The sequence below is a fragment of the Candidatus Omnitrophota bacterium genome (assembly GCA_028715415.1).
GTDB lineage: Bacteria > Omnitrophota > Gorgyraeia > Gygaellales > Profunditerraquicolaceae > JAQURX01.
This window is the reverse complement of sequence record JAQURX010000018.1, coordinates 1-23,655: the sequence shown is the minus strand read 5'-3', so window position 1 is coordinate 23,655 and position 23,655 is coordinate 1. Positions and strand designations below refer to the sequence as shown.

The following is a 23,655-nucleotide window of genomic DNA, read 5'->3' as shown; positions in this document are numbered from 1 at the left end:
AAAAAAATGAATATTTTGCAGATTTTGCCGGAGTTAAATGTTGGGGGTGTTGAAACCGGTACTCTTGATTTGGCCAAATATCTAATCAGGTTAAATCATAAAGCGGTTGTAATTTCTTCCGGCGGGCAATTAGTTAAAGAATTAGAATCGTTGGGTGCTAAGCATTATCAATTGCCCGTGAACAAGAAGTCAATAATCTCTATTTTTAAGATGATTCCTTTTGTGGTTAATGTAATCATAAAGGAAAAAATTGATATTGTGCACGCGCGTTCCCGGGTTCCTGCGTGGATTGCATATTTCGCCTGCCGTCGGACAAAAACTGTTTTTATCACAACTTGCCATGGTTATTATAAGAAACATTATTTTAGCCAGGTAATGGGCTGGGGTAAGAGAGTAATCGTTTTAAGTAATGTGATTGCCCGGCATATGATTGATGATTTTCTTGTCCCTCATGACCGTATAAAATTGATACCCCGTAGTGTTGATTTGGAGAGGTTTAAGTATATTGATCCACGGACAAAAAGAGGCAAGGAATTCAATATCGGGATTATAGGCAGGATTACTCCTTTAAAAGGGCACTTGCATTTTATTAAGGCAATGGCTAAGGTGGCAAGAGTAGTGCCTAATATTAAAATCTGGATAGTAGGCGAAGCGTCTTCTTCAAAAGAATCATATAAAGAAGAGATCCAGGTTTTAGTAAAAAGGCTGGGCCTATGGCATTGCACTGAGTTTTTAGGTGTCCAAAGGGACATTCCTGAAATACTTTCGCATTTAGATTTAGTAGTCCTTGCTACTACAACTCACGAAGCTTTTGGAAGAGTTATTGTTGAAGCGCAGGCAAGCGGGGTACCTGTTGTGGCAACGGAAGTAGGAGGCGTAGTTGATATAATTGAGAATAATAAGAATGGTTTACTTGTTCCTCCCGGAGATCCCGTAAGCATGGCGGAGGCTGTTATCAAGATTATTAAAGACCCTGAATTGGCAAATTGCCTTGCGCTTAAAGCATATGAAAAAGTACAGGAAAAGTATAATGTAGAATTAATGGTCAGGAATACTTTGGATGTTTATAAAGACGCGTTAAGTAATTTTAAAATTTTAATTATTAAATTTAGCTCACTGGGAGACATAATCCTGTCAACTGCCGCATTAAAAGCCATAAGAAATAAATTTGGGGTTAATTATAAAATAAGTTTTCTTGTTGGCGAAGAATCAAAAGACGTGCTTTTGCGCTGCCCATATATAGATGAATTAATAGTTGCTAACTTTAAGAATAAAGAAAAAGGCTTTTCAGGGCTTTGGAAATTGGGAGGGGTTTTAAGAAAGAAGGATTTTGATATGGTGATTGATTTGCAAAACAACCGTAAGAGCCATATTCTTTCGTTTTTATCTTTAGCGCTTAATCGCTATGGTTATGATAATAAAAAACTGGGATTTTTGTTAAACCAAAGAATAAAAGACAATCTTCCTCCTCAAGAGCCGGTAGCTCATCAATTTAGGATTTTGAATCTTTTAGGCGTTGAATTGGAAGATGCGCATTTGGAGCTGTGGCCTTCTGAGGAAGACAGTAATTACGTTAATGAATTGTTAAATGGGCAATGGCTTACAGCCAATCAAAAGATTATCGGGATTAATTTAAGTGCCAGCCCCCGGTGGGTGACGAAGAGTTGGCCGGTAAATCAGATCGCAAAACTGTTGCTTCTTTTAGGAGAGCGCGACTTGCGTGTTATTTTTACAGGGACCCAGAAAGATATTCCTTTAGCAGTTGAATTGGCGGGGCGAGCGAAGAATATTAAATTTATTAATACTTGCGGGAAAACATCAGTTAATCAGCTAGCCTGCCTGATAAAAAGATGCAATTTGTTTATTTCCGCTGATTCTTCTCCTTTACATATTGCAGCAGCAGTTGATACTCCTTTTGTTGCGCTCTTTGGCCCTACTGATTACCGCAGGCATCTTCCCCCGGCAAAAAGATTTGTTGTTATTAATAAAGCATTATCCTGTAGCCCTTGTTATAAAGCAAAATGCAAGAGTAAGAAATGTATGGAGTTGATAACTCCGGAAGAAGTATTAGAAGCGGTAGATAAGTTATTAAAATAATGAATATTCTTTTTCTGACCAATCATCTAAATGTCGGTGGAGTTACCAGTTATTGTTTTACTCTGGCAAGCGGTTTTGTAAAGAAGGGGCATCAGGTTTTAGTAGCCTCTTCTGGTGGAAAGCTGATTAACCAATTTCGTGATTGCGGCGTAGAATACATTCATATTCCGATGAAGACTAAATCGGAATTAAGCCCAAAGATTATTCTTAGTTCTTTGAAATTGACAAAGATAATAAGAGACAGACAGATAGATATCGTCCATTCAAATAGCCGGACAACACAGGTCTTAGGATGTTTATTAGAGAGAAGAACCAGAGTAACTCATGTTTCAACTTGCCATGGTTTTTTTAAACCCAGGTTTTCAAGGAAATTATTCGGCTGTTGGGGAAAAAGAGTAATTGCAATAAGCGAACAAGTTAAGGATCATCTTGTACATGATTTAAAAGTTAATCCTAAAAAAATAAAAATTATCCATAACGGGATAGATATAAAAAGATTTCAATCTAAGCTTGTTAATTCTTCGTTTGAGATTAAGAAGGGTTTAGGGTTAAAGAATGCGCCTGTGGTCGGGATTATCGCCAGGCTTTCTGATGTAAAGGGGCATAGTTATCTTATTGAAGCGATGAAGCTGGTTGTTGAAAGATTTCCTGAAACCCAGTTGTTAGTCGCGGGTGAAGGCAAAACAAAGAATGAGCTTCTTGCTCAGGTTGAAAAATTAGGTTTAAAACAAAACGTTTATTTTATTGACGAAGTTTCCGATACAAATGTGGTTTTGTCAATTATGGATATATTTGTTATGCCTTCAATAAATGAAGGATTGGGACTTGCTTTAATGGAGGCGATGGCTAAGGGCTTGCCGGTTATCGGTTCAAATGTCGGGGGGATTAAAACCCTTCTTCAAAATGGTGCTAATGGGGTTTTGTTTGAACCTAAGGATACCTCGGCTCTTGCCGAAGCGATAATTGATTTACTCAAGGACAAGGGCAAGAGAGAGAAGCTTGGCTTAAAAGCACAGTCTTTTATAAGCCAAAACTTTTCTCAGGAAAAGATGATTTCTGAAACCGAGAAAGCTTATCTGGAATGTTTAGCCAAATGAGATTTAAGCAAAAACAGCATACGGCGGCAATTCTCATGTATCATTCGGTTAGCCCTAACGCAAACCCTAAGAACAGGCTTGCGGTTAGAGAAGAGACATTTGAACGCCAGATGCGGTTTTTAATTGAGAATAAATACAATTTAATCTCTCTATCGGAATTATCTGATTTGATAAAAAAAAGAATAAGATTCCCGGTAAAGACAGTATCCATTACTTTTGATGATGGTTTTAAGGATAATTATACTTATGCGTTTCCGGTACTAAAGAAATATAAAATACCGGCAACTGTATTTGTAATCGTAAGTGAGATAGAGAGGGCGCAAGGCGATCGTTTAAGCTGGAGTCAAATTAAAGAAATGCAGGATTCCGGATTAATAAGTATCGGAAGCCATTCGCTTACGCATCGGAGCCTGAAGAGTTTTGCTTTAGAGGAAGATTTAAAAAAGCAAATTATTGAATCTAAGAAACTCTTAGAGGACAAGTTAAGTGCTCCGGTAGATGCCTTTTGCTATCCGTCGGGTGATTTCAACCCTTTGGTAAAAAGAATAGTCGTTGAAGCAGGATATAAGCTTGCCTTTGGAACCTATGTTAATGAGAATTCATCAGATACGGACTTAATTGCTTTAAGGCGAATGCCGGTTGTTGAGAGCGATAAGGATTTATTCATTCTTCGCTTAAAGCTTTCAAGTTTATTTTATAATCCGTTGCTTTCCGCAGCATCAAGAATTAGAAAAATCAAAAACTTTTTTATAAAGGCATGAAACATATTAAGAGAAAAATAGCAATAATAATTTTGGGCTCATTTCTTTTATCCGTATTGATTTATTTTAATATTCTTCGCCAAAATTATGTTGTCCCGATTCTTATGTATCATTCGGTTAGCCCTCAGGCTTCGCGTAAAACTATGCTTGTAGTTAGCCCGGAGACATTTGAGCGCCAGATACGTTTTTTAAAGCAACATAATTATAAAGTTGTGCCTGTAGAAAAAATAGCGAACCTTATAAAGAATAAAGAAAAAATTCCATTTGGGACAATTGCTATTACTTTTGATGATGGTTTTAAGGATAATTATACTTACGCGTTTCCGGTGCTAAAGAAATATAAGATACCGGCAACTATATTTGTAATTGTTAATGAGGTAGGAAGGCCTCAAGGTGATCGTGTAAGTTGGGATGAGATTAAAGAAATGCAAGATTCCGGATTGGTCGTGATTGGAAGCCACGCCTTAGGCCCGGAGCCTTTGGTTAAGATTAATTCGCAGGAGCAGGTAAGAAGGGAAATCTTTGAATCCAAGCGTGTTTTGGAAGAAAAACTTGGAAAAAAAATAAACATATTTTGCTACCCGGAGGGGATGTTTAACCCGGTGATTAGGCAATTAGTTATTGATGCAGGTTATTTGGGCAGCGTTGCTACAAACCCCGGCAGGAATTATCCCGACGATGATATCTTTGCTTTAAAAAGGCTGAGGATTTCAGAGAATGCCAAGAGTATGTTTGTTTTTGGAGTTGAGGCTTCAGGGTTTTATACGTATATGAAAGAATCAAAGAGGAAACATAAGAAATGAAAGAGGTAAAACGCATACTTATTTTTAATGTAAACTGGCTTGGAGACGTTTTATTTTCTACCGCAACGATTAGAAACGTAAGGCGTAATTTTCCGGATGGTTTTATTGCCTGTATTATTCCGAGCCGTTGTTATCCGGTTTTAAAGGACAATCCTTACCTGGATGAGATTATTATTTTTGATGAAAAAGACAGGCATAGAAGTTTGATTTCAAAACTCCAATTTATAAGGCAGCTTCGGCAGAAACATTTTGATTTAAGCCTTCTTTTGCATGGTTCGTTTACCCGTGCTTTAATTTGCTTTCTGGCAGGTATCCCAAAGAGAATAGGCTATGCTACAAAGGGCCGTTCAATCCTGCTTACTAAAAAGATTATTCCTCCTGACAGGGATTCGCTTCATAGGATAGATTATTATCTGGGAGTAGCAGAGAAGGCCGGGTTTAGGGCAGAAGACCGCTATTTAGATTTCTTTATCAGCCAGGAAGATACAGATTTTATTGAAGGCCTGTTATTAAAAGAAGGCTTAAATAGCAATAAGGATATTCTTGTAGGTATTAACGCAGGAGGAAACTGGTTGCCGAAGAGATGGCCCTTGCAATATTGGGCAGAGCTGGCGGATAAATTAATCGGGGAAAAAGGAGCAAAAGTAATTATTACAGGTTCTTTTACAGATCTTTCTCTTGCAAAAGCAATTGCAAATTCCATGAAGTTAAAGCCAGTAATTCTTTGCGGAAAACTAAACCTTAAGCAATCCGCTGCTTTATTTAAAAAACTGGATTTATTTATTTCGGCAGATACAGGCCCTTTGCATATCGCAAATGCTGTAGGCACAAAAAAGATTATTGCAATTTTTGGCCCGACGGATTTAGAGGTCACCGGGCCGTATCCTTTAAAGAATGTAACTATTTTACGCAAAGATGTTGGATGTAAGATTCCTTGTTATGTTGTTGATTGCAAAGATTCCCGTTGTATGAAGGCTGTTACGCCGTTGGAAGCCTTTGAGGCTTCCGCGAAAATATTAAAAGATAATTTAAAGGCAAAATAATGATTGAAGTTAAGAAAATTTTGTTTATTACATTGAGCAATATCGGGGATTGTTTATTGACTTTACCGGCTTTGGATGCCTTAAAGCAGAAATTCCCCGGAGTAAAAATATCGGTTTTGGTGGGAGAGCGCCCAAAGGAAATCTTTGAAAACGACCCTTCCATTGACAAGGTTTTAGTTTTTAATAAACGCGCAAAATTAAGGGAAAAAATAAAGTTATTCATCCAGCTAAGAAAAGAAAAGTTTGATATGGTGGTTGATTTGCGCAATAGTTTTTTTGGTATTTTCCTTCCTGCCAGATATAAGCAGCCAGTTTTTTCATCCGGCTCTAAAGAGTTGAAGCATATGCAAGATAAGCATCTTGCAAAGCTTGGGAAGATTAAAGTTGATTCCGATAAAATTAGCCATAAATCTTTTTGTGTTAAGCCTTCTGATGTAATTCACATTGATAAGTTATTAAAAGAAGCAGGTGTTATTGATACTGACAGGCTGTTAATTATTGCTCCGGGGGCGCGTTCCCATGTCAAAAGGTGGGGTGCTGAGAAATTCGTTGCTTTAATAAAAACTGCTGTAAGCGAATTTGGTTTAAAGGTAATTTTAGTTGGAGACGACAATGACGCAAAACATGCAAAGTATATCCTTGAAAATTGTGATTGCGGGAAATCCATAGTTGATTTTTGCGCAAAGACTAACCTTGCGCAGTTAGGGGTTTTGTTAAAGAGGGCTGTTTGCGCGGTAACTAATGATAGTGCTGTTTTGCATTTAGCAAGCTATTTGGATTTACCTGTTGTTGCAATTTTCGGCCCGACCGATGAAACAAAATATGGGCCATGGTCTCATTTGTGGTCGGTTGCAAAAAAAGATATTTTCTGTAGGCCTTGTAAAAAAGCTCAATGTAAATATGGTTCTTTGAAGTGCCTTGAAATAATCAAGCCGGAAGATGTGTTATTGCAGCTGGAAAGCCTTTTATCTGCAGGAAGCAGGCAGCGGGCAGTGGGCAAAGGGCCATGGACAAAGGGGAAAAAGAATATTTTTAAGCGCATTTTAATTGTGCGCACAGACAGAATCGGGGATGTCCTTTTATCAACTCCGGTAATAAAGGCATTAAGAGTTGAGTTTCCAAGTGCCTATATTGCAATGATGGTTTCGCCTTATGCAAGAGAAATTGTAGAGGATAATCCGTATTTAGATGAAGTAATTATTTTTGATAAAGATAATCTGCATAAAAATTGGATTAGTTCAATTAAGTTTTCCCGCAATCTAAAGAAAAAATCCTTTGATCTGGCTTTGATTTTGCATCCTACTAATAGAGTCCATTTGATTACTTTTTTTGCGGGAATCAAAAGAAGGATAGGTTATAACCGGAAACTCGGGTTTTTGTTGACTGATAGGCTTGAACATAAAAAGCAATTGGGAGAGAAGCATGAATCAGAATATAATTTTGACCTCTTAAGGCATTTAGGGATTAATCCTAAGGAGAAAAACCTGTTCATACCGCTTAAAAAAGAATCGGAAGAATATATTGAAGCTTTGCTTAAAGAGGAAGGGATTAAAAAAACAGATAAGCTTTTGGCTATTCATCCTGGAGCAAGCTGTTTATCTAAGATTTGGCCGCAAGATAGATTTGCTCAGGTTGCCGATAGGCTTGTTGAAAAATATGGTTTTAAAGTATTGATTGTCGCAGGGCCGAAAGACAGGCCTTGTGCTCATTCCGTAGCCCAAAGTATGCATAGTAAAGGTATTAATTTAGCGGGCCGCACTTCAATAAGCCAGCTTGCGAGTTTATTGAAGAAATGCGATTTATTTATTTCTAATGATTCCGGGCCAGTGCACATTGCAACTGCTTTAGGGACGCCTGTAATTTCTCTTTTTGGCAGAAGCCAAAAAGGCTTAAGCCCATTACGCTGGGGGCCTCTCGGTGTTAAAGACAGGATTCTACATAAAGAAGTCGGTTGCATAGAGTGCTTAGCTCACAATTGCCGTTTAGGTTTTAAATGCCTTAAATCAATTACTGTGGACGATGTTATTAATACTGTAGATTCAATCTTCGGAGATTTATAATGACAAAAAAAATATTGTTAGTATTGTTAATAATTTTTATCAGCATATCAGCAAGCCTTGTTTTTGGAAAATCAAACAGGAAATCGTATCTTCCGGTTGATAATGTCCAAATAGAGAAGGTGGATTATGTAAAAGAAAAAATAGTCTATAACGTGCAAATGGGGTTTATTACTTTAGGCAGTTCGATTTTTAAGTTTGAAGGAAGCAGCCCTCTTAATGGGGAAGAAATGTTGCTGATGACTTTTGAAACAAGGTTAGCCCGATTTTTTGATTTAGAAAAAATTTATTGTAATCCGGTTAGTTTTCTTCCGGTTAAGATTGAAAGGAAGATTTCTCATTGGCCTCTTGATGAAAAGATTACTGAGGAATATGACCAGAAGAACTTTATTGTTAAGATAAATAAGGTTGCGGGAGACAAAAAAGAAGAAAGAGTAATCAAGAAGGACAATGTTATCAATAATGCTATCCTGCTTCCGTACTTTGTGCGTTCCTTGGGAGAAGTCAAACCCGATTTTAACTTGGTTGCCCGTTTTCCGCTTCAGGATTTTGTGATTACTTTAGATGGTAAAGAAGAGGTGAGTGTCCCCGCTGGAAAATTTATGGCGTATCATTTTGTCAGTAAGCCTAAAAGGTTTGAAATCTGGCTGAGCGCGGATAAAGACAGGATACCTTTGAAGATAAAAGGGGCTAATGGTTTAGGCTATACTTTGGCTATGAAAGAGCGAGTGCTAGGAGAATAGGTTTACTTTTTACACATTCTTTTAATGAATCTGTCGTTTTTCTCGCTCAGGTCGATTTTTTAACGGCAAAGGTCTCTCGTATTTTGGCGGCTGCTGAACTCGTCGCATTTGCTCTAGCAAATGCTCCTCGGACAGCATCGCCGTCCCGATATTGTCCCGCCCTGTCGGTCGGGACATCGGGATTCCCAAAATACTCGAGCATGCTTTGCCTAAAATCGACATTCGCTGCGAAAAGGCATCAGATTCATTTAATAATTCAATTGTAGCGGATGCCTTGGCTTGGTTCGCAGCAGGGCTTCCGGAAATTCGAGCGGGCATGGTTGCCCCGCTAAATAGAATGTAGGCAGAGCGAGAATTTTCGAGAGTGAGCCAACCACGCTGGGGTTGGCGAACGTCCCTGCGAGAAACAAGACAAGGCAGACGCTTGTAATTCTCTTTATAATTTGCTCAACATTTCGTAGTAAAATAAGTTGATTTAGGCGCAGTTTATGCTAAAATTAGAGCTTCGCTATGATAAATATAAATAAAGTAAAAAGATATTCGGTTAAGAAGAGATTTAGCAAAGTAGAGCTGGGGGATTTTGCCAAATTACCCGGTAAAAAAGCTTCTTTTGCCAAGTTTTTTGATTCTCTGCCTAACATATTAAAGGCTAAAGACATACGTGCCATTGTTAACGCTGTTATCAAAGCGCGTAAAACAAAGAAGTCGGTAATCTTTATGGCAGGTGCGCATGTAATTAAATGTGGGTTAAATCCAATACTAATTGAGTTATTAAAAAGGAAAGTAATTGATTGTATCTGTCTTAATGGAGCAGGGATTATCCACGATTTTGAAATTGCTTTTCAAGGTAAAACCTCAGAAGATGTTGCAGAGAATTTGAAAAACGGTAGTTTTGGAATGGGTAAAGAGACTGCCGATTTAATTAATGAGGCGGTAGTAAATGGCGTCGGAGAAGGGCTTGGCTTAGGTAGTTCAGTCGGGAAATTTATTGCTGAAGAGAAACTTGCCTACAAGGATTTAAGTTTATTATATAACGCTTACAAGTATAATGTCCCGGTTTGTGTTTTTGTGGCAATTGGTACAGACATTATCCATCAACATCCGTCTTTTGACGCGTCTCTTACAGCAGAAGGCTCTCTAAGGGATTTCCATAAGCTTACGGAGAAGATAAGCAATTTAAATAATGGAGGCGTTGTTTTAAATTTTGGGTCAGCTGTAATTTTGCCGGAAGTGTTCCTTAAGGCGCTTAATTTGTCACGCAATCTTGGGAATAAAGTAAAAGATTTTTCTACTGCAAATTTTGATATGATATATCATTACCGTCCATCGCAGAATGTAGTTATGCGGCCGGTTATGTCGGGTGGGAATGGGTTTTATATTATCGGGCATCATGAGATCATGCTGCCGCTATTGGCGCAGGCCATAATAGAAAAGGTATAAGACTATGAAAAACCTAAAAAAGATAATTGATAAGTTCTCAAGGCAGAAAATTTTAGTAGTAGGGGATTTGATTTTAGATGAATATATCTGGGGTTCTGTTGATAGGATTTCTCCCGAAGCCCCTGTGCCGGTGGTATGGGCTAATAAAAGGACTTATGTCCCGGGTGGAGCTGCCAATGTAGCTTATAATATCAGCTCGCTTGATGGTAAAGTTTGCTTATGCGGGATTACCGGGAAGGATAAAAATAACGACATCCTTTTTCAGGAACTTAAGAAAAGAAAAGTAGATACAAAAGGGGTATTTATAGAAGATAAAAGATGCACGACGGTAAAAACACGGATTATTGCCGGGCATCAGCAGGTAGTAAGAGTTGACTGGGAGCATAAAGAGCCGCTTTCAAGAGAGTCAAACTTAAAAGTTTTGAAGTTTATTGAAAAGAATATCAATAGCTATGATGCAATTATAATTGAGGATTATGGCAAGGGTGTAGTGAATGCTGATTTTTTGCGTGAATTGATTTTTCTGGCGCGTTCGCGTAATAAAATAATTACAGTTGATCCTAAAGAAGAGCATTTTCAGCTTTATCGGGGGGTTACTTCAATTACCCCGAATCGCAAGGAACTTGAGAATGCGGTGAGAAACCTTAAGATTACCGATACTACAAATAAATTCAAGTTAAATAGCGATAGATTATTCACTGATAAAGATGTTGATATTGCCGCTCGTCAGATAATTGAATACCTGGAATTAGAATCTATTTTAGTTACTTTGGGCGAACATGGCATGAGGTTGTTTGAAAGAAGCGGTTCGGTAACACATATCCCGACAGTCGCGCAGGAAGTTTTTGATGTCTCGGGTGCGGGAGACACTGTTATCAGTGCTTTTACATTAAGCATTTGTTCCGGAGGAAGTTTTGTTGAAGCTTCCCACATTGCTAATTATGCAGCCGGTATTGTAGTTGGAAAACTTGGAACTGCTGTTACGGATAGAAAAGAACTTGTAGAGAGGTTAAGTTAAATGAATGTAGTAGGCGTGATTCCCGCAAGGTATTCTTCTACCAGATTTGAAGGCAAGGTTTTGGCTGATATTTTTGGAAAGCCGATGATACAGCACGTCTGGGAAAGAGCAAAACAGGCGCTTACCCTCGATGATTTAATTATTGCTTGTGATAATGAATTGGTTGCGGATGTTGCTAAAGAATTTGGTGCAAAGGTAGTAATGACTTCCAAGGGGCATGTTTGTGGCACGGATAGGATATGTGAAGTAATCAACCCTTTGGATGTGCGGATTGTAGTAAATATCCAGGCGGATGAACCGCTTATTAATCCTATGATGATTGATTCTGTGGCGCAGGCGCTTATAGATAATAAAAAGATTTCCATGACGACTATTATGAAGCGCATAGAGGATTTTTCTGTAATTAACGATCCAAATGTTGTTAAGGTTGTGGTGGATAAAAATAATTTTGCTTTATATTTTTCGCGCGCCACCATTCCTTATTGGCCGCAGAGCTCAGAAGTAAAAAATCCGGTTTATTATAAACATATCGGTTTGTACGGATATACTAAAGATTTTTTATTTACTTTTAAGAATTTTCCGCCCTCTAGCCTTGAGAAAACAGAACGTCTTGAGCAGTTAAGGGTTTTGGAGGAAGGTTTCCGGATAAAAGTTATTGAGACAAAGCATGACAGTATAGGGGTGGATACCCCAGAGGATTTGGAGAAAGTTAAACATTTCCTTAAGAATAATCCTGTTTAATCTTTTTAATAAGTAATTATGAATACAAAACAGATCAAAGTAGGAAATATAAAAATTGGCGGGAAGAATCCTTTGGTTCTGATAGCCGGGCCTTGCGTTATTGAATCAGAAGAGCACTGTTTTGAAACGGCTAAGAAAATTAAGAAGATTGCAGAAGGATCCAATGTCCCGTTTATTTTCAAATCCAGCTTTGATAAGGCTAACAGGCTTTCTTGTGAATCTTATCGCGGCCCGGGTTTAAAAAGCGGTTTAAATGTTTTAGCAAAGGTTAAACGGGAATTAGGCTTGCCGATTTTAAGCGATGTCCATTGCCAGAGAGAAATTTCTGAAGCGGCAAGTGTTTTAGATATAATTCAAATCCCGGCTTTACTCTGCCGCCAGACTGATATTGTCGTTGCTGCTGCCCGGACAGGCAAAGTCATCAATATCAAGAAAGGGCAGTTTTTGGCTCCTTGGGATATTTTGCCGATAATAAAGAAGGTGGAGAAGGCGGGAAATAGTTCTATATTGATTACCGAGCGGGGAGTTAGCTTTGGTTACAATAATCTCGTTTCTGATTTTAGGAGCCTTAAGATAATGCGTGAATTTGGCTATCCGGTTGTATATGATGCAACACATAGTGTCCAGCTGCCCGGAGGAAAAGGAAAATCTTCAGGAGGCCAGAGAGAATTTGTTGAAGCCTTGGCACGCGCGGCAGTTGCTTTTGGTATTGACGCTTTATTTTTAGAAGTGCATCCTGATCCGGACAAAGCTCCTTGCGACGGATCGAATATGATAAATTTAAAGACACTGGAGATTTTATTGGCACAGGTTAAGAAAATAGAAAAAGCATTGAAATAAATGGCTATGAAAAAAAATATAATTAAAAGGGCAAAAGAAGTTTTAGATATTGAGGCAGAGGCAATAAGGGCTTTAAAGCCGAAGATTGGCCCGGATTTTGAGAAGGCAGTAAATTTGATTTTAAAATCAAAAGGCAGGGTAGTTGTCAGCGGGATGGGAAAAACCGGGATTATTGCCCAGAAATTCTCCGCTACTTTAGCTTCAACAGGGACACCCAGCCTGTTTTTGCATACTGCCGAAGCAATCCATGGCGATTTGGGAAAGGTTACCCCAGAAGATATAGTAGTTATAATTTCTAATAGCGGTATTGGCGATGAAATGAAGCAGCTATTGCCAATTCTAAAGAAAATAGGCGCTAAAATAATTTCTTTAACAGGGAACCCAAAATCCTTGTTAGCTAAATATAGCGACGTATCGTTGGACGCTTCAGTAAAAAAAGAGGCTTGTCCATTAGGCCTTGCGCCGACTGCTTCCACTACCGCCACCCTTGCTTTGACAGATGCATTGGCAGTTTGCCTTTTGGAATTAAAGGGTTTTAAAGAAAAAGATTTTGCTTTTTTTCATCCCGGAGGGATTTTAGGCAGGCGTTTGCTTTTGAAAGTAGAAGATATTATGCGTAAAGGGCCGGCAAACCCGGTTGTAAGCGAAGAAAAGAAAGTTTCCGAGGTTTTGATGAAAATTACTCATGCCCGGGCAGGCTCTGCGGCTGTTGTAGATAAAACAGGAAAACTCAAAGGGATCTTTACAGACGGGGATTTGAGGCGGCATTTGGAAATTGATGAGGGTTTGCCAAAGAGATTAATTAAAGATGTAATGACTAAGAATCCAACTGTTGTAAATAAAGAAATGCTGGCTGTTGAGGCAATGCGGATAATGCAGAGCAAGAAAATTGATGAGGTCCCTGTGGTGGATAATTTAATGCGCCCAGTCGGACTTCTTGATGTACAGGATCTTTTAAGAGCAGGGCTTGCATAAGTAAAAGAAAATGGTTTTAAGAATAGATCAGTCAGTTTTAGCAAAACTAAAGAACATTAAACTTCTGCTTTTGGATGTTGATGGAGTCTTAACGGACGGAAGGATAATCTACGATTCCCATGGCCGTGATATGAAGTTTTTTGATGTGCATGACGGGATGGGGGTATACGCGTTATACAAAGCAGGGATTAAAACCATTTTAATTACTGCTAAGGGGTCTCGGGCAATCAAGCCGCGAGCACGCGATATGAAGGTTGCGGAAGTTTTTGAGGATGTTTCGCCGAAAACAAAAGTTCTTGATAAGATTCTAAAAAAATATGCGGTTAGTTTAGAGCAGGTTTGTTTTGCCGGGGATGATTTGGTTGACCTTTGCCTTATGAAGAGGGTGGGGTTTCCAATTGCAGTTTTTAACGCCGCTGCCGAAATCAAGTTAGCAGCTTCCTATATTACATTAAGGTCAGGGGGTAGAGGTGCGGTGCGCGAGATTGCAGAGCTTATACTCAAAGCGCAGAATAAGTGGGAGGAGATTCTTAAAATCTATGATATCTAAAAAGTTTTTATTAATAGTCATCTTTTTAAATATTTCAAATTTTGCATTCTGCGCAGAAAAAAAGAATAGCCCTGCTAATGAAACTGCTAATCAGGCCTCTGACCAGCAGATTAATGATTTTTCTATCGCAGGCTATGGAGAAAGAGGCAAAAAATCATGGGATATTGCCGGCAAGACCGCCGATATCTTTGATCAAAATGTAAAACTTAATGACGTAACGGGGAATCTCTATGGAAAAGAGGAAGATATCAAGTTAACCGCTGATAAAGGGGATTTTAATAAAGCTGACGGGAAGGTGCATTTGGAAGATAACGTAGTTATCACGACTACTACCGGAACCAAGATGACTACCGATTCTCTTGATTGGGATAGGAAAAACCAGCAAGTCTCCACTCCGGATGTTGTGAATATTAAAAGAGATAATATGATTACGGTAGCCAAAGGCGCAAAAGGCGAGCCGAGCCTTAAGAAGGTAGCTTTAGAAAAGGATGTTCAAGTTGACATTCTTCCTGCAGAAAAAGGCAAGGGATCCGACGTAAAAGAGAAAATTACTATCAATTGTGACGGCCCATTGGAAATAGATTATGAAAAGAATATAGCTATTTTTAATAATAATGTTAAGGTTGAGAGGGAAGATTCAACGATCTTTGCTGATAGAATGGATATTTATTTTCTTTCATCAGGAAAAGATGAAAAGAAAAAGGAAGTAAAAGAAGCTTCTGATAAAAATCCGGAAAATGCGAGTGTTATGAACAGTAAGATTGATAAAATAATTGCCCGTGGCAACGTCAAGGTTGTAAGAGGTGAAAATGTTTCTTATAGCCAGGAGGCAATTTATAGTGCAACCGACAGGAAGCTTGTGTTGACCGGAAGGCCAAAATTAATCTTATATTCTTCGGAGGGCATGGGCAATGCATCTTTTGGAAATTAAAGGATTAGCCAAGTCCTACGACGGTAGGGAAGTAGTCAAGGGTGTTGATATTTTAGTTAAGCGTGGAGAGATAGTTGGTTTGTTGGGCCCGAATGGAGCAGGGAAAACCACAACTTTCTATATGGTTGTAGGCATTATTCCCCCGAATAGAGGGAAGATTATCTTTGATAATTATGATATTACTAATTTACCTATTCATGATCGTGCCCGTTATGGCATAGGATATCTTGCACAGGAGCCTTCTATTTTCCGCAAGCTTACTGTAAGCGAGAATATTATGGCGATATTGGAAACACTTCCGATTAACAAGCCTGAAAGGAAGCGCCGGCTGGAAAGCCTGCTTGAAGAGTTAAACATCGCTCATCTTGCAAAAAATAAGGCTTATACATTATCAGGAGGAGAAAGAAGGCGCTTGGAGATTACTCGTGCTTTGGTAACAAATCCGTCTTTTATCCTTTTGGACGAACCATTTTCAGGAATTGACCCGATTGTTGTTTCCGAAGCGCAGGAGATTATAAAAGAACTAAAAGAAAAAGGGCTTGGGATTTTATTAACGGATCACAATGTAAGAGAAACTCTTTCAATAACTGATAGAGCATATCTGATTGCAGACGGAAAGATACTTATCTCTGGTTCTGCAACTGAGCTTATTAATAATCCTCAGGCGCGTTCAGTGTATTTGGGTGAGAAGTTCAGGATGTAAAAACAATAAAAAAAGTGTAACCTAAAGTTGCAGAGTCAAAGAGTTGAATTGATAAAGGTTATCAAGATAAACTTATAATAGCTTTTGCTTCCTCTAGGTTCAAAGAAAGGAAAGTCATGAAAACAGAAGTCAAGAAGTTGGAAGGCGGGAAAGTTGAAATTAATATTGAAGTAAGCGGTGAAATAGTAAAAAATAAGTTTGATGAGGTATTTAAAAAAATCGGCCAGGAAGCAAAGGTTCCGGGGTTTAGGCCCGGGCATGTGCCTCAGGATATGCTTGAGAAGAAATTCCTTGGGCATGCAAATGAGCAGGTGTTAAAAGAGCTCGTTCCTGAATTATACGACCAGGCAGTGAAGAATGAATCAATTTCTGTTATAGACATGCCGAATATAACAGATGTGAAATTAGAAAGGGAATCTTTGGTTTTTAAGGCAACGGTTGAAGTAATGCCGGAGATTAACGTTAAGAAATATAAAGGCATTAAGATTGAATATAAGAAATCAGCTGTTTCGGCTGATGATATAAAACGCTATTTGGATTCATTGAAAGAATCGCACAAAGTTGATGCTGTTGATGATAATTTTGCGCGTAGTTTAGGATACCCAAGCTTAGCGGAATTAGAAAGTACCATAGAAAAACAATTATTCCTGCAGAAACAGAATGAACAACGCCAAAAGATAGAGACAGGGCTTATAGATAGCGTGCTTAAGGACCTTGATTTTAAGATTCCTGAAACATTAGTCAGCAGGCAATTGGAAGATTTGTTAAGGCAGACAAAGATTGATTTTGCCATGAAGGGCATCCCTCGTGAAAAAATAGAGAAAGAGGAAGATAATTTAAGGAAGAACCTTGAGCCGGAAGCAAGGCGCCAGGTTCAGGTTTATCTGGTTTTAGCAGAGATAGCAAAAAAAGAAAATATTGCAAATGATGATCATATGCCGCATCACGTTATTGAGTTGTTGTTTAAAGAAGCTGATTGGAAGGTTTTAGAGGGATAATGTCATCCCTGCGGAAGCAGGGATCCACTTAATAGCGTAGATTCCCGCTTTCGCGGGAATGACAGACAGGGAGGTTAAAATGAATGAAAAAGCGCAAGTATTAGTTCCTATGGTAATTGAACAAACCTCGCGTGGTTACGAGAGGGCTTACGATATTTATTCTCGCCTATTAAAAGACAGGATAATCTTTATCGGCACCCCTATTGATGACTATGTGGCGAATCTTATTATCGCACAGATGCTATTTCTTCAGATGGAAGATGTCAATAAAGATATAAATATTTATATTAATTCTCCGGGCGGCTCAGTAACAAGCGGCCTTGCAATATATGATACTATGCAGTTTGTAAAATGCGATGTAGCTACTTATTGCATAGGGCAGGCGTCCAGCATGGGCGCGTTACTTCTATGCGCAGGCGCAAAAGGCAAACGCCACACTCTCCCAAATTCAAGGATTATGATCCATCAACCTTGGGGTGGAGTTCAGGGAGCAGCGGAGGATATATCGCGTCATGCTAAAGAAATTTTAAAGATGCGTGATAGGCTTAATGAAATCTTAGCCAACCATACAAACCAGCCGTTAGATAGGCTCGTTAAAGATACCGACAGGGATTATTTTATGTCGGCACAAGAAGCAAAAGATTATGGATTAGTTGATGAAGTAATTGTCCCCGGAAAAAAGAAAAGTTAAACCTAATTAATTAAAACTAGAGAGAGGATATCAATGAGAAAGAACTATTTATTGACACCAGGGCCTACCCCACTGCCTCCTGAGGTATGTGAAGCGCAGGCAAAACCGATTATCCACCACAGAACCCCGCAATTTCAGGCGATACTAAAAGAAGTTGGTGAGGGTTTAAAATATGTTTTTCAAACTACGGGAGATGTATATATATTGACTTCTTCGGGAACCGGCGCAATGGAGACGGCAGTTGTAAATCTTTTGTCATCCGGAGATTCCGCATTGGTTGTGCAAGGAGGAAAGTTCGGCGAGAGATGGACGGAAATCTGCAAAGCCTATGGTATTAACGCGGAAGTTATAGATGTGGAATGGGGTAAAGCAGTTAGTGCTCAAGAGATTGAAAAGAGGTTAAAGGCTAACCCAAAGATAAAAGCTGTTTTTACCACTCTTTGTGAAACCTCTACCGGTGTAGCCAATGATATAGAAGCTATTGGTAAGGTCGTGAAGAACTCCGATAGTGTTTTAGTTGTTGATGCAATCAGCGGTTTGGGCGCTATTGATTTAAAGACAGACGCCTGGAATGTGGATGTTTGTGTTTCGGGTTCGCAAAAAGGGTTAATGCTTCCTCCGGGCTTAGCTTTTATTTCAGTAAGCAAAAAAGCTTGGGAAAAGGTAGCTGTTTCTAAATGCCCAAAGTATTACTTTAATTTAAATAAAGCAAAAAAAGCATGGGAGAGCACTGATACGCCTTTTACTCCGGCGATTTCTCTGGTGATTGCTTTGGCTGAGGCGATAAAAATCATGCGTGAAGACGGATTGGAGAATATTTTCGCTCGCCACAAAAAAATGGCAGATGCAACGAGAGCTGCGATGAAAGCTTTGGGGTTGGAATTATTTGCTCCAACAGCTGCTAGTGACGTCGTAACTTCAGTTAAAGTCCCGCAGGGGATAGACGGAGAGAAATTGGTTAAAACCATGAGGGATACCTATAAGGTAACTATTGCCGGAGGCCAGGCTGAGTTAAAAGGGAAAGTATTTCGTTTCGCCCACATGGGATTTATTGAAGAATTTGACATTATCGTCGGGATTTCTTGTTTAGAGAAAGTATTAAACAAGATGGGATATAAATTTGATTTGGGTGCTGGTGTTAAAGCGGCTCAGGAAATATTCTTGAGCTAAATGTAATTGAATCGGAGGAATTTTAAGATGTACAAAATACTTATTAGTGATGCTTTATCTGAAGAAGGAGTAAAGATTCTTAAGGATGTAAAAGAATTTCAGGTTGATGTTAAGACTGACCTTAAACCCGATGCCCTTAGAGAAGTAATTAGAGATTATGATGCGCTTATTGTAAGAAGTGCAACTAAAGTTACCAAGGATATAGTTGAGGCTGCTCTCAAATTAAAAGCAATTGGTCGGGCTGGCGTCGGGCTTGATAATGTTGACTTGGATGCTGCGACACAGAAGGGTGTGATTGTAATGAATACTCCTTCGGGAAATACCATGTCTACTGCAGAACTTACCATGAGTATGATCCTGGCGCTTTCCAGGAATATCCCCCAGGCAAATGCCTCTATGAAAAAGGGCGAATGGAAGCGTTCAAAATTCATGGGTGTTGAGCTTTATGGTAAATCGCTTGGTGTGGTTGGTTTTGGCAGAATAGGAAGAGAAGTAGCCAAAAGGTCTCTTTCTTTTGGAATGAAAATATTAGCTTACGACCCGTTTCTTTCCAAGGAAGTTGCAGAGAATTTAGGAATAGAAGTAGTTGAATTAAAAGAATTATTTGAACGTTCGGATTATATCACCGTACATACTCCTTTGACGGATGAGACCAAGCATATGATTTCTGATAAAGAATTTGCTTTGATGAAAAAAGGGGTACGCGTTATTAATTGCGCAAGAGGCGGGATTATTGATGAAGTTGCTTTAGCCAAAGCTATTAAGGAAGGTAAAGTTGCGGGGGCAGCAATTGATGTCTTTGAACAGGAGCCCGTTTCTCCGGATAGTGAGTTTTTGAAACTAGATAGCGTTGTCGTTACTCCGCATTTGGGAGCTTCTACTGAGGAAGCGCAGGTTAACGTGGCAATTGAAGTAGCTGAAATAGTGCGCGATGCATTATTAGGTAAAGGAATACGTAACGCGGCAAATTACCCTTGTATTGAGGCTGAAGTTTGCAAATTGCTTGATCCATATATAAATTTAGCTGAGAAATTAGGGATGTTTACCAGTCAATTGACGGAAGGCCGTTTCCAGGAAATAAATATAAATTATGGCGGAGAAATTATCCAGTATGATTTAAGCCCTCTTACTATGGCATTGGTAAAAGGCGTCCTTTCTCCTATTATGCAGGAAACAGTCAATTTTGTTAATGCTGTTTCGCTTGCCAAAGAAAGAGGCATTAAGATTAAAGAATCAAAGATTTCCAAGGAAACCGAATTTGTTAACCTTATCCAGTTAGAGATCAAAACAGATAAAGAGGTCAAGAAAATATCCGGGACGCTTTCTGCTAATAAGCAAGCGAGAGTCGTAAAAATTGATGAATATTATGTTGAGCTTTATCCCGTAGGAGAGATGATTTTCATACAAAATTGGGACAGGCCCGGGCTTATAGGAAATTTAGGCACGCTTTTAGGTAAACACAATATCAATATTGCGGCAATGACCTTTGGCAGGGATGAGCCGGGAGGGAAGGCGGTTAGCATATTAAATGTTGATAGTGCGGTTTCACCGGAAATACAGGATAAGATAAGAAAATTAGAGAATATTCTGACTGTGAGGGTGATAAAGACATGAGAATTAAAAATACAAAAGGCAAGAGTATAGTTCAAAAATTAAAATTCTTAATTCCAAATCTAATTTTTGCTTTTTGTGTTTTGGTTTTTGCATCTAATTGCTTTGCCAAAGAAATCACGGTATTGTTTACCGGAGATACGCATGCCATGCTTTATCCTTGCAGTTGTCCTAAGGAGCCGGATGGCGGCGTGGCAAGAAGAGCAACGCTTATTAAGCAATTAAAGAAGCAATATCCTGAGGCTCTGCTCGTTGATTCTGGAGGGTTTACGGGTTCAGGCCAGCTCGACGAGTATTCTTTGAATACGCAGCTAGATAAAGATAGAACCAAGGTTGCCATAAAAGCAATGCAGTTAATGAAGTATGATGCTGTTGCAGTAGGGGATGAAGAATTTAATTTTGGTAGAGAGTTCTTCCAAGATAATATAGCGAATAGTGGTTTACCTCTTTTATCCTGCAATATTGAAAACGATAAGATCCTTCCTTATATTATTAAGGATGTTTCAGGGGTAAAGATAGGTATTGTTGGTTTAATCTCCATCTATGCGAGGCAAAAGGCAGAAGGGTTAAAATTTGTTGAGCCGAAATCCGCATTAACAGGCGCTATATCGGAATTAAGAAAAAAAGGCGTGGATGTGATTTTGCTCTTAAGCCAGCAGAATGAGCTGGAGGATTTAAATTTAATAAAAGAAGTAAAAGGGGTTGATATCCTTATCATGGGCAGCTCCCGGCCTAAAGAAGAACCTGTTTTTGAAAATATTGATGGTTGTTTCATTACTTACCCCATCTGGCAGGGGCGCAAGTTAAGCAAGATGACATTTTCTTTTAATAATAAAAAGATTTCGGATTTTAAAGTTGAGAATATCAGGTTATCCGATAAAATCTCCTACGATAAAGAGATTCTTTCAATATTGCCGAAATGTTTTTCCGATTCTAATTGTAAAAAAGAAGGAATGATTGGTGTTTGTAATAACGCAGGAACCCTTAATGCCAGTTGTAGTTTTTCACAGCCGGCTAAGCTTAAGTTAACGGTTATAACCAGCAAGGCCTGTGTTACATGTAATCCTGCGCCTGTTGTGGAGTCTTTAAAAAGGTATTTTCCCGGGTTAGCCGTAACTTACGTTAATTATCCGGATGATAAGAGATCGCTTGATATGATAAAGCAATATGTAATTTCTGGCTTGCCGGCTTATCTGTTTGGGAAAGAAATTGAAAATGATAAGAATTTTACTGCGTTTAAAGCTAATTTGGATGCCCGGGGTGAGTATTATTTGCTTAAGCCGCAGGCAAGCGGAGTATCTTATTTTCTAGAAAGGAAGAAAACAAAAGGCACTCTTGATTTATTCTTAAGTTTATATAATAAAGATACAGAAAAACTATTGGGAATAGTTAAGGAATTTAGCCCTAACATACATTTTTTGGCGGTTGATAATAATGGGCAGTTTGATGCTGCAGCTGGGAGGTTTGAGGTTGAAGAGTATGAGCGCGCTGTTTGCGTGCAGAAGTATTACCCGGAGAAATTCTGGGATTATTTAACTTGCCGCGCGCAGAATATTTCAAGTTCTTGGTGGGAGGATTGCGCAGCAGGATTGGATGTTAATAAAATTAAGAATTGCGCAAAAGGCCAAGAAGGAGCAGTTCTTTTAAAAAACAATATCGGGCTTAATAAAGAGATTCAGGCTATGTTCGGCCCGGCTTATCTAATGGATAATCAGGAAATATTTGCCACTAAGGGCGTTCCTTCCAAAGAAGAGTTAAAGAAAATATTAAAGAGGTGATTATATGAAAAAACCAAAGGTTTATCTTATTGACGTAACTAACCGCGACGGAGTGCAAACTTCGCGTATCTGTTTGTCCAAGCTGCAAAAAACGATGCTGAATTTGTATTTTAATGAAATGGGCGTTTTCCAGTCTGAGTTTGGTTTTCCCGTAACGCGCCACGAGACAAATTATTTAAATGCCAACCTGGAGTTGGTAAAAGCAAAAGCTTTGTTTCCTATCAGGCTAAGTGGATGGATTCGTGCTACCAAGGAAGATGTCAAGACTGCTTTTAAAATGGTTCCAGAGATTAAGCATATGAATATGTCTATGTCTACTTCTGACCAGATGATTATCCATAAATTTAAAGGAAAGCTTGACCATAAGTCAGTAATTAATGAAATGGTGGAAGCAGTTAAAACAGGGCGCGACTCTGGCCTTGAGTCAATTGGTGTAAATGCCGAGGATGCTTCTAGGACAAAATTGGATTATCTGACAGAATTTGCTGTTGCAGCAAAAGAAGCAGGGGCAGACAGGATCCGTTATTGTGATACCCTGGGAGCTGATACTCCATTTTCAATCTATGAAAGGATAAAAGTTTTAGCAGAGGCTGTTTCAATGCCTATAGAGGTTCATTGTCATAATGATTTAGGCCTTGTTGTGGCTAATTCTTTAGCAGGGGCCAAGGCAGCTAATGATGCAGGGTGCGACGCTTATATTAATACTTGTGTTAATGGGATGGGTGAGCGTGCGGGAAACGCGGATTTAGTTTCGGTAATTTTAGCTATTAAATATGGCAATGGGATGTCGGAGTATTGCCTTGATGAAAATGTAAATCTAAAAGCTGCATGGAAGACATGTAAATATGCTTCTTATGCTTTTGGTGTGCCAATTCCAATAAATCAGCCGGGGATTGGGGCAAATGCATTTGCACATGAGTCCGGGATCCATGCCGACGGAGCTTTGAAAGACAGGCGAAATTATGAGCTCTACGATTATGAAGAGTTAGGTAGGGGAGAGCCGGAAATAATTGAGACAGGCAGGAAGATTACTGCCGGTGAATATTCAGGTATTAAGGGTTTTAGAAATGTATATGAGAAATTAGAGCTTGAATTTCAGAATGATGCGGAAGCGACGAAGGTCTTGGAGTTGGTGCGTTACGCGAATGTCCATAATCAGAAACCGCTGGTTGATGATGAGCTTAAGTTTATCGCGAAATATCCTGAAGTAGCAAAAAAGATTTTTACCATGAATCCGTAAGCAGGCTTAAACAGTTTTTTAATTTATGAGGCTAAATTAATGAATATAATTTTAGTTGGCGCACAGTGGGGAGATGAAGGCAAGGGTAAGGTAATAGATATACTATCGCAAAAAGTTGATTATATTGCACGCTACCAGGGCGGGAGTAATGCGGGGCATACAGTTGTAGTCAAGGGCAATGAGTATATATTTCATCTTATCCCCTCGGGAATATTACATAAAGGAAAGATTTGCTGTATTGGAAACGGCGTGGTAGTTGACCCTGAGATGCTTGATAAAGAGATTAAAAGCTTAAGCCAATGGGGGATTAATATTGACGGCCGGCTTAAAATTTCTCCTTTAGCGCATGTGATACTGCCGTATCATCG

General features: G+C 39.0%; 22 protein-coding genes. All 22 read left to right on the top strand.

The genetic code is table 11. From position 1 onward, the window contains the following. Positions 1-6 precede the first annotated feature (6 nt). The gene (waaF, locus tag PHO70_07810) at positions 7-2,097 is read left to right on the top strand and encodes a lipopolysaccharide heptosyltransferase II (protein MDD5432867.1); all 2,091 of its coding nucleotides are present in this window, start codon (positions 7-9) and stop codon (positions 2,095-2,097) included. Further along, positions 2,097-3,194 carry a glycosyltransferase family 4 protein gene (locus PHO70_07805; protein MDD5432866.1) on the top strand — a complete coding sequence of 366 codons (1,098 nt, stop codon included), beginning with the start codon at positions 2,097-2,099 and terminating at the stop codon, positions 3,192-3,194. The genes waaF (PHO70_07810) and PHO70_07805 overlap by 1 nt, the downstream gene beginning before the upstream one ends. Then, the gene (locus tag PHO70_07800; protein ID MDD5432865.1) at positions 3,191-3,955 is read left to right on the top strand and encodes a polysaccharide deacetylase family protein; all 765 of its coding nucleotides are present in this window, start codon (positions 3,191-3,193) and stop codon (positions 3,953-3,955) included. Before PHO70_07805 ends, PHO70_07800 begins: the two co-directional genes overlap by 4 nt. After that, positions 3,952-4,758, top strand: coding sequence for a polysaccharide deacetylase family protein (locus PHO70_07795; protein MDD5432864.1), 807 nt, complete (start codon positions 3,952-3,954; stop codon positions 4,756-4,758). Before PHO70_07800 ends, PHO70_07795 begins: the two co-directional genes overlap by 4 nt. Continuing rightward, positions 4,755-5,801 carry a lipopolysaccharide heptosyltransferase II gene (gene waaF / locus PHO70_07790; protein MDD5432863.1) on the top strand — a complete coding sequence of 349 codons (1,047 nt, stop codon included), beginning with the start codon at positions 4,755-4,757 and terminating at the stop codon, positions 5,799-5,801. The genes PHO70_07795 and waaF (PHO70_07790) overlap by 4 nt, the downstream gene beginning before the upstream one ends. Then, on the top strand, positions 5,801-7,861 hold the full coding sequence (waaF, locus tag PHO70_07785; protein MDD5432862.1) for a lipopolysaccharide heptosyltransferase II: 2,061 nt from the start codon (positions 5,801-5,803) through the stop codon (positions 7,859-7,861). Before waaF (PHO70_07790) ends, waaF (PHO70_07785) begins: the two co-directional genes overlap by 1 nt. Next, positions 7,861-8,601 (top strand): DUF3108 domain-containing protein, encoded by a 741-nt coding sequence (locus PHO70_07780; GenBank protein ID MDD5432861.1) that lies wholly within the window; start codon positions 7,861-7,863, stop codon positions 8,599-8,601. Before waaF (PHO70_07785) ends, PHO70_07780 begins: the two co-directional genes overlap by 1 nt. Before the next feature lie 510 nt (positions 8,602-9,111). Beyond that, the gene (locus tag PHO70_07775; GenBank protein MDD5432860.1) at positions 9,112-10,041 is read left to right on the top strand and encodes a deoxyhypusine synthase family protein; all 930 of its coding nucleotides are present in this window, start codon (positions 9,112-9,114) and stop codon (positions 10,039-10,041) included. A gap of 4 nt (positions 10,042-10,045) precedes the next feature. Continuing rightward, positions 10,046-11,059 carry a D-glycero-beta-D-manno-heptose-7-phosphate kinase gene (rfaE1, locus tag PHO70_07770; GenBank protein MDD5432859.1) on the top strand — a complete coding sequence of 338 codons (1,014 nt, stop codon included), beginning with the start codon at positions 10,046-10,048 and terminating at the stop codon, positions 11,057-11,059. Next, positions 11,060-11,800 (top strand): 3-deoxy-manno-octulosonate cytidylyltransferase, encoded by a 741-nt coding sequence (gene kdsB / locus PHO70_07765; protein ID MDD5432858.1) that lies wholly within the window; start codon positions 11,060-11,062, stop codon positions 11,798-11,800. 18 nt (positions 11,801-11,818) lie between these two features. Further along, entirely contained in the window at positions 11,819-12,640 is an 822-nt protein-coding gene (gene kdsA, locus PHO70_07760) for a 3-deoxy-8-phosphooctulonate synthase (protein MDD5432857.1), read from the top strand. Beyond that, positions 12,641-13,615, top strand: coding sequence for a KpsF/GutQ family sugar-phosphate isomerase (locus tag PHO70_07755; protein ID MDD5432856.1), 975 nt, complete (start codon positions 12,641-12,643; stop codon positions 13,613-13,615). It begins immediately after the preceding gene. Between the two features lie 10 nt (positions 13,616-13,625). Further along, a complete protein-coding gene (locus tag PHO70_07750; protein MDD5432855.1) occupies positions 13,626-14,165 on the top strand; it encodes an HAD-IIIA family hydrolase in 540 nt (179 codons plus the stop codon). After that, positions 14,155-15,096 (top strand): LPS export ABC transporter periplasmic protein LptC, encoded by a 942-nt coding sequence (gene lptC / locus PHO70_07745; protein MDD5432854.1) that lies wholly within the window; start codon positions 14,155-14,157, stop codon positions 15,094-15,096. Before PHO70_07750 ends, lptC begins: the two co-directional genes overlap by 11 nt. Next, on the top strand, positions 15,077-15,799 hold the full coding sequence (lptB, locus tag PHO70_07740) for an LPS export ABC transporter ATP-binding protein (GenBank protein MDD5432853.1): 723 nt from the start codon (positions 15,077-15,079) through the stop codon (positions 15,797-15,799). Before lptC ends, lptB begins: the two co-directional genes overlap by 20 nt. A 116-nt stretch (positions 15,800-15,915) precedes the next feature. Then, entirely contained in the window at positions 15,916-16,797 is an 882-nt protein-coding gene (locus PHO70_07735) for a trigger factor (GenBank protein ID MDD5432852.1), read from the top strand. Positions 16,798-16,876: 79 nt separating this feature from the next. Further along, the gene (gene clpP / locus PHO70_07730) at positions 16,877-17,488 is read left to right on the top strand and encodes an ATP-dependent Clp endopeptidase proteolytic subunit ClpP (protein ID MDD5432851.1); all 612 of its coding nucleotides are present in this window, start codon (positions 16,877-16,879) and stop codon (positions 17,486-17,488) included. A 33-nt stretch (positions 17,489-17,521) separates the two neighbouring features. Beyond that, positions 17,522-18,658 carry an alanine--glyoxylate aminotransferase family protein gene (locus PHO70_07725; GenBank protein MDD5432850.1) on the top strand — a complete coding sequence of 379 codons (1,137 nt, stop codon included), beginning with the start codon at positions 17,522-17,524 and terminating at the stop codon, positions 18,656-18,658. Positions 18,659-18,685: 27 nt separating this feature from the next. Then, entirely contained in the window at positions 18,686-20,272 is a 1,587-nt protein-coding gene (gene serA / locus PHO70_07720) for a phosphoglycerate dehydrogenase (GenBank protein ID MDD5432849.1), read from the top strand. Then, complete coding sequence (locus PHO70_07715) at positions 20,269-22,047, top strand: hypothetical protein (GenBank protein MDD5432848.1); 1,779 nt, start codon at positions 20,269-20,271, stop codon at positions 22,045-22,047. The genes serA and PHO70_07715 overlap by 4 nt, the downstream gene beginning before the upstream one ends. A 4-nt stretch (positions 22,048-22,051) precedes the next feature. Next, positions 22,052-23,287, top strand: a complete 1,236-nt coding sequence (locus PHO70_07710) for a homocitrate synthase (protein MDD5432847.1) — start codon at positions 22,052-22,054, stop codon at positions 23,285-23,287. A 39-nt stretch (positions 23,288-23,326) separates the two neighbouring features. Further along, positions 23,327-23,655: adenylosuccinate synthetase (locus PHO70_07705; protein ID MDD5432846.1), on the top strand; the 329-nt coding region annotated here is incomplete at its 3' end.

Excerpts from the sequence above, each read along its gene's own strand:
- waaF (MDD5432867.1), top strand. The coding sequence starts at position 7 with ATGAATATTTTGCAGATTTTGCCGGAGTTAAATGTTGGGGGTGTTGAA.
- PHO70_07805 (MDD5432866.1), top strand. The coding sequence starts at position 2,097 with ATGAATATTCTTTTTCTGACCAATCATCTAAATGTCGGTGGAGTTACC.
- PHO70_07800 (MDD5432865.1), top strand. The coding sequence starts at position 3,191 with ATGAGATTTAAGCAAAAACAGCATACGGCGGCAATTCTCATGTATCAT.
- PHO70_07795 (MDD5432864.1), top strand. The coding sequence starts at position 3,952 with ATGAAACATATTAAGAGAAAAATAGCAATAATAATTTTGGGCTCATTT.
- waaF (MDD5432863.1), top strand. The coding sequence starts at position 4,755 with ATGAAAGAGGTAAAACGCATACTTATTTTTAATGTAAACTGGCTTGGA.
- waaF (MDD5432862.1), top strand. The coding sequence starts at position 5,801 with ATGATTGAAGTTAAGAAAATTTTGTTTATTACATTGAGCAATATCGGG.
- PHO70_07780 (MDD5432861.1), top strand. The coding sequence starts at position 7,861 with ATGACAAAAAAAATATTGTTAGTATTGTTAATAATTTTTATCAGCATA.
- PHO70_07775 (MDD5432860.1), top strand. The coding sequence starts at position 9,112 with ATGATAAATATAAATAAAGTAAAAAGATATTCGGTTAAGAAGAGATTT.
- rfaE1 (MDD5432859.1), top strand. The coding sequence starts at position 10,046 with ATGAAAAACCTAAAAAAGATAATTGATAAGTTCTCAAGGCAGAAAATT.
- kdsB (MDD5432858.1), top strand. The coding sequence starts at position 11,060 with ATGAATGTAGTAGGCGTGATTCCCGCAAGGTATTCTTCTACCAGATTT.
- kdsA (MDD5432857.1), top strand. The coding sequence starts at position 11,819 with ATGAATACAAAACAGATCAAAGTAGGAAATATAAAAATTGGCGGGAAG.
- PHO70_07755 (MDD5432856.1), top strand. The coding sequence starts at position 12,641 with ATGGCTATGAAAAAAAATATAATTAAAAGGGCAAAAGAAGTTTTAGAT.
- PHO70_07750 (MDD5432855.1), top strand. The coding sequence starts at position 13,626 with ATGGTTTTAAGAATAGATCAGTCAGTTTTAGCAAAACTAAAGAACATT.
- lptC (MDD5432854.1), top strand. The coding sequence starts at position 14,155 with ATGATATCTAAAAAGTTTTTATTAATAGTCATCTTTTTAAATATTTCA.
- lptB (MDD5432853.1), top strand. The coding sequence starts at position 15,077 with ATGCATCTTTTGGAAATTAAAGGATTAGCCAAGTCCTACGACGGTAGG.
- PHO70_07735 (MDD5432852.1), top strand. The coding sequence starts at position 15,916 with ATGAAAACAGAAGTCAAGAAGTTGGAAGGCGGGAAAGTTGAAATTAAT.
- clpP (MDD5432851.1), top strand. The coding sequence starts at position 16,877 with ATGAATGAAAAAGCGCAAGTATTAGTTCCTATGGTAATTGAACAAACC.
- PHO70_07725 (MDD5432850.1), top strand. The coding sequence starts at position 17,522 with ATGAGAAAGAACTATTTATTGACACCAGGGCCTACCCCACTGCCTCCT.
- serA (MDD5432849.1), top strand. The coding sequence starts at position 18,686 with ATGTACAAAATACTTATTAGTGATGCTTTATCTGAAGAAGGAGTAAAG.
- PHO70_07715 (MDD5432848.1), top strand. The coding sequence starts at position 20,269 with ATGAGAATTAAAAATACAAAAGGCAAGAGTATAGTTCAAAAATTAAAA.
- PHO70_07710 (MDD5432847.1), top strand. The coding sequence starts at position 22,052 with ATGAAAAAACCAAAGGTTTATCTTATTGACGTAACTAACCGCGACGGA.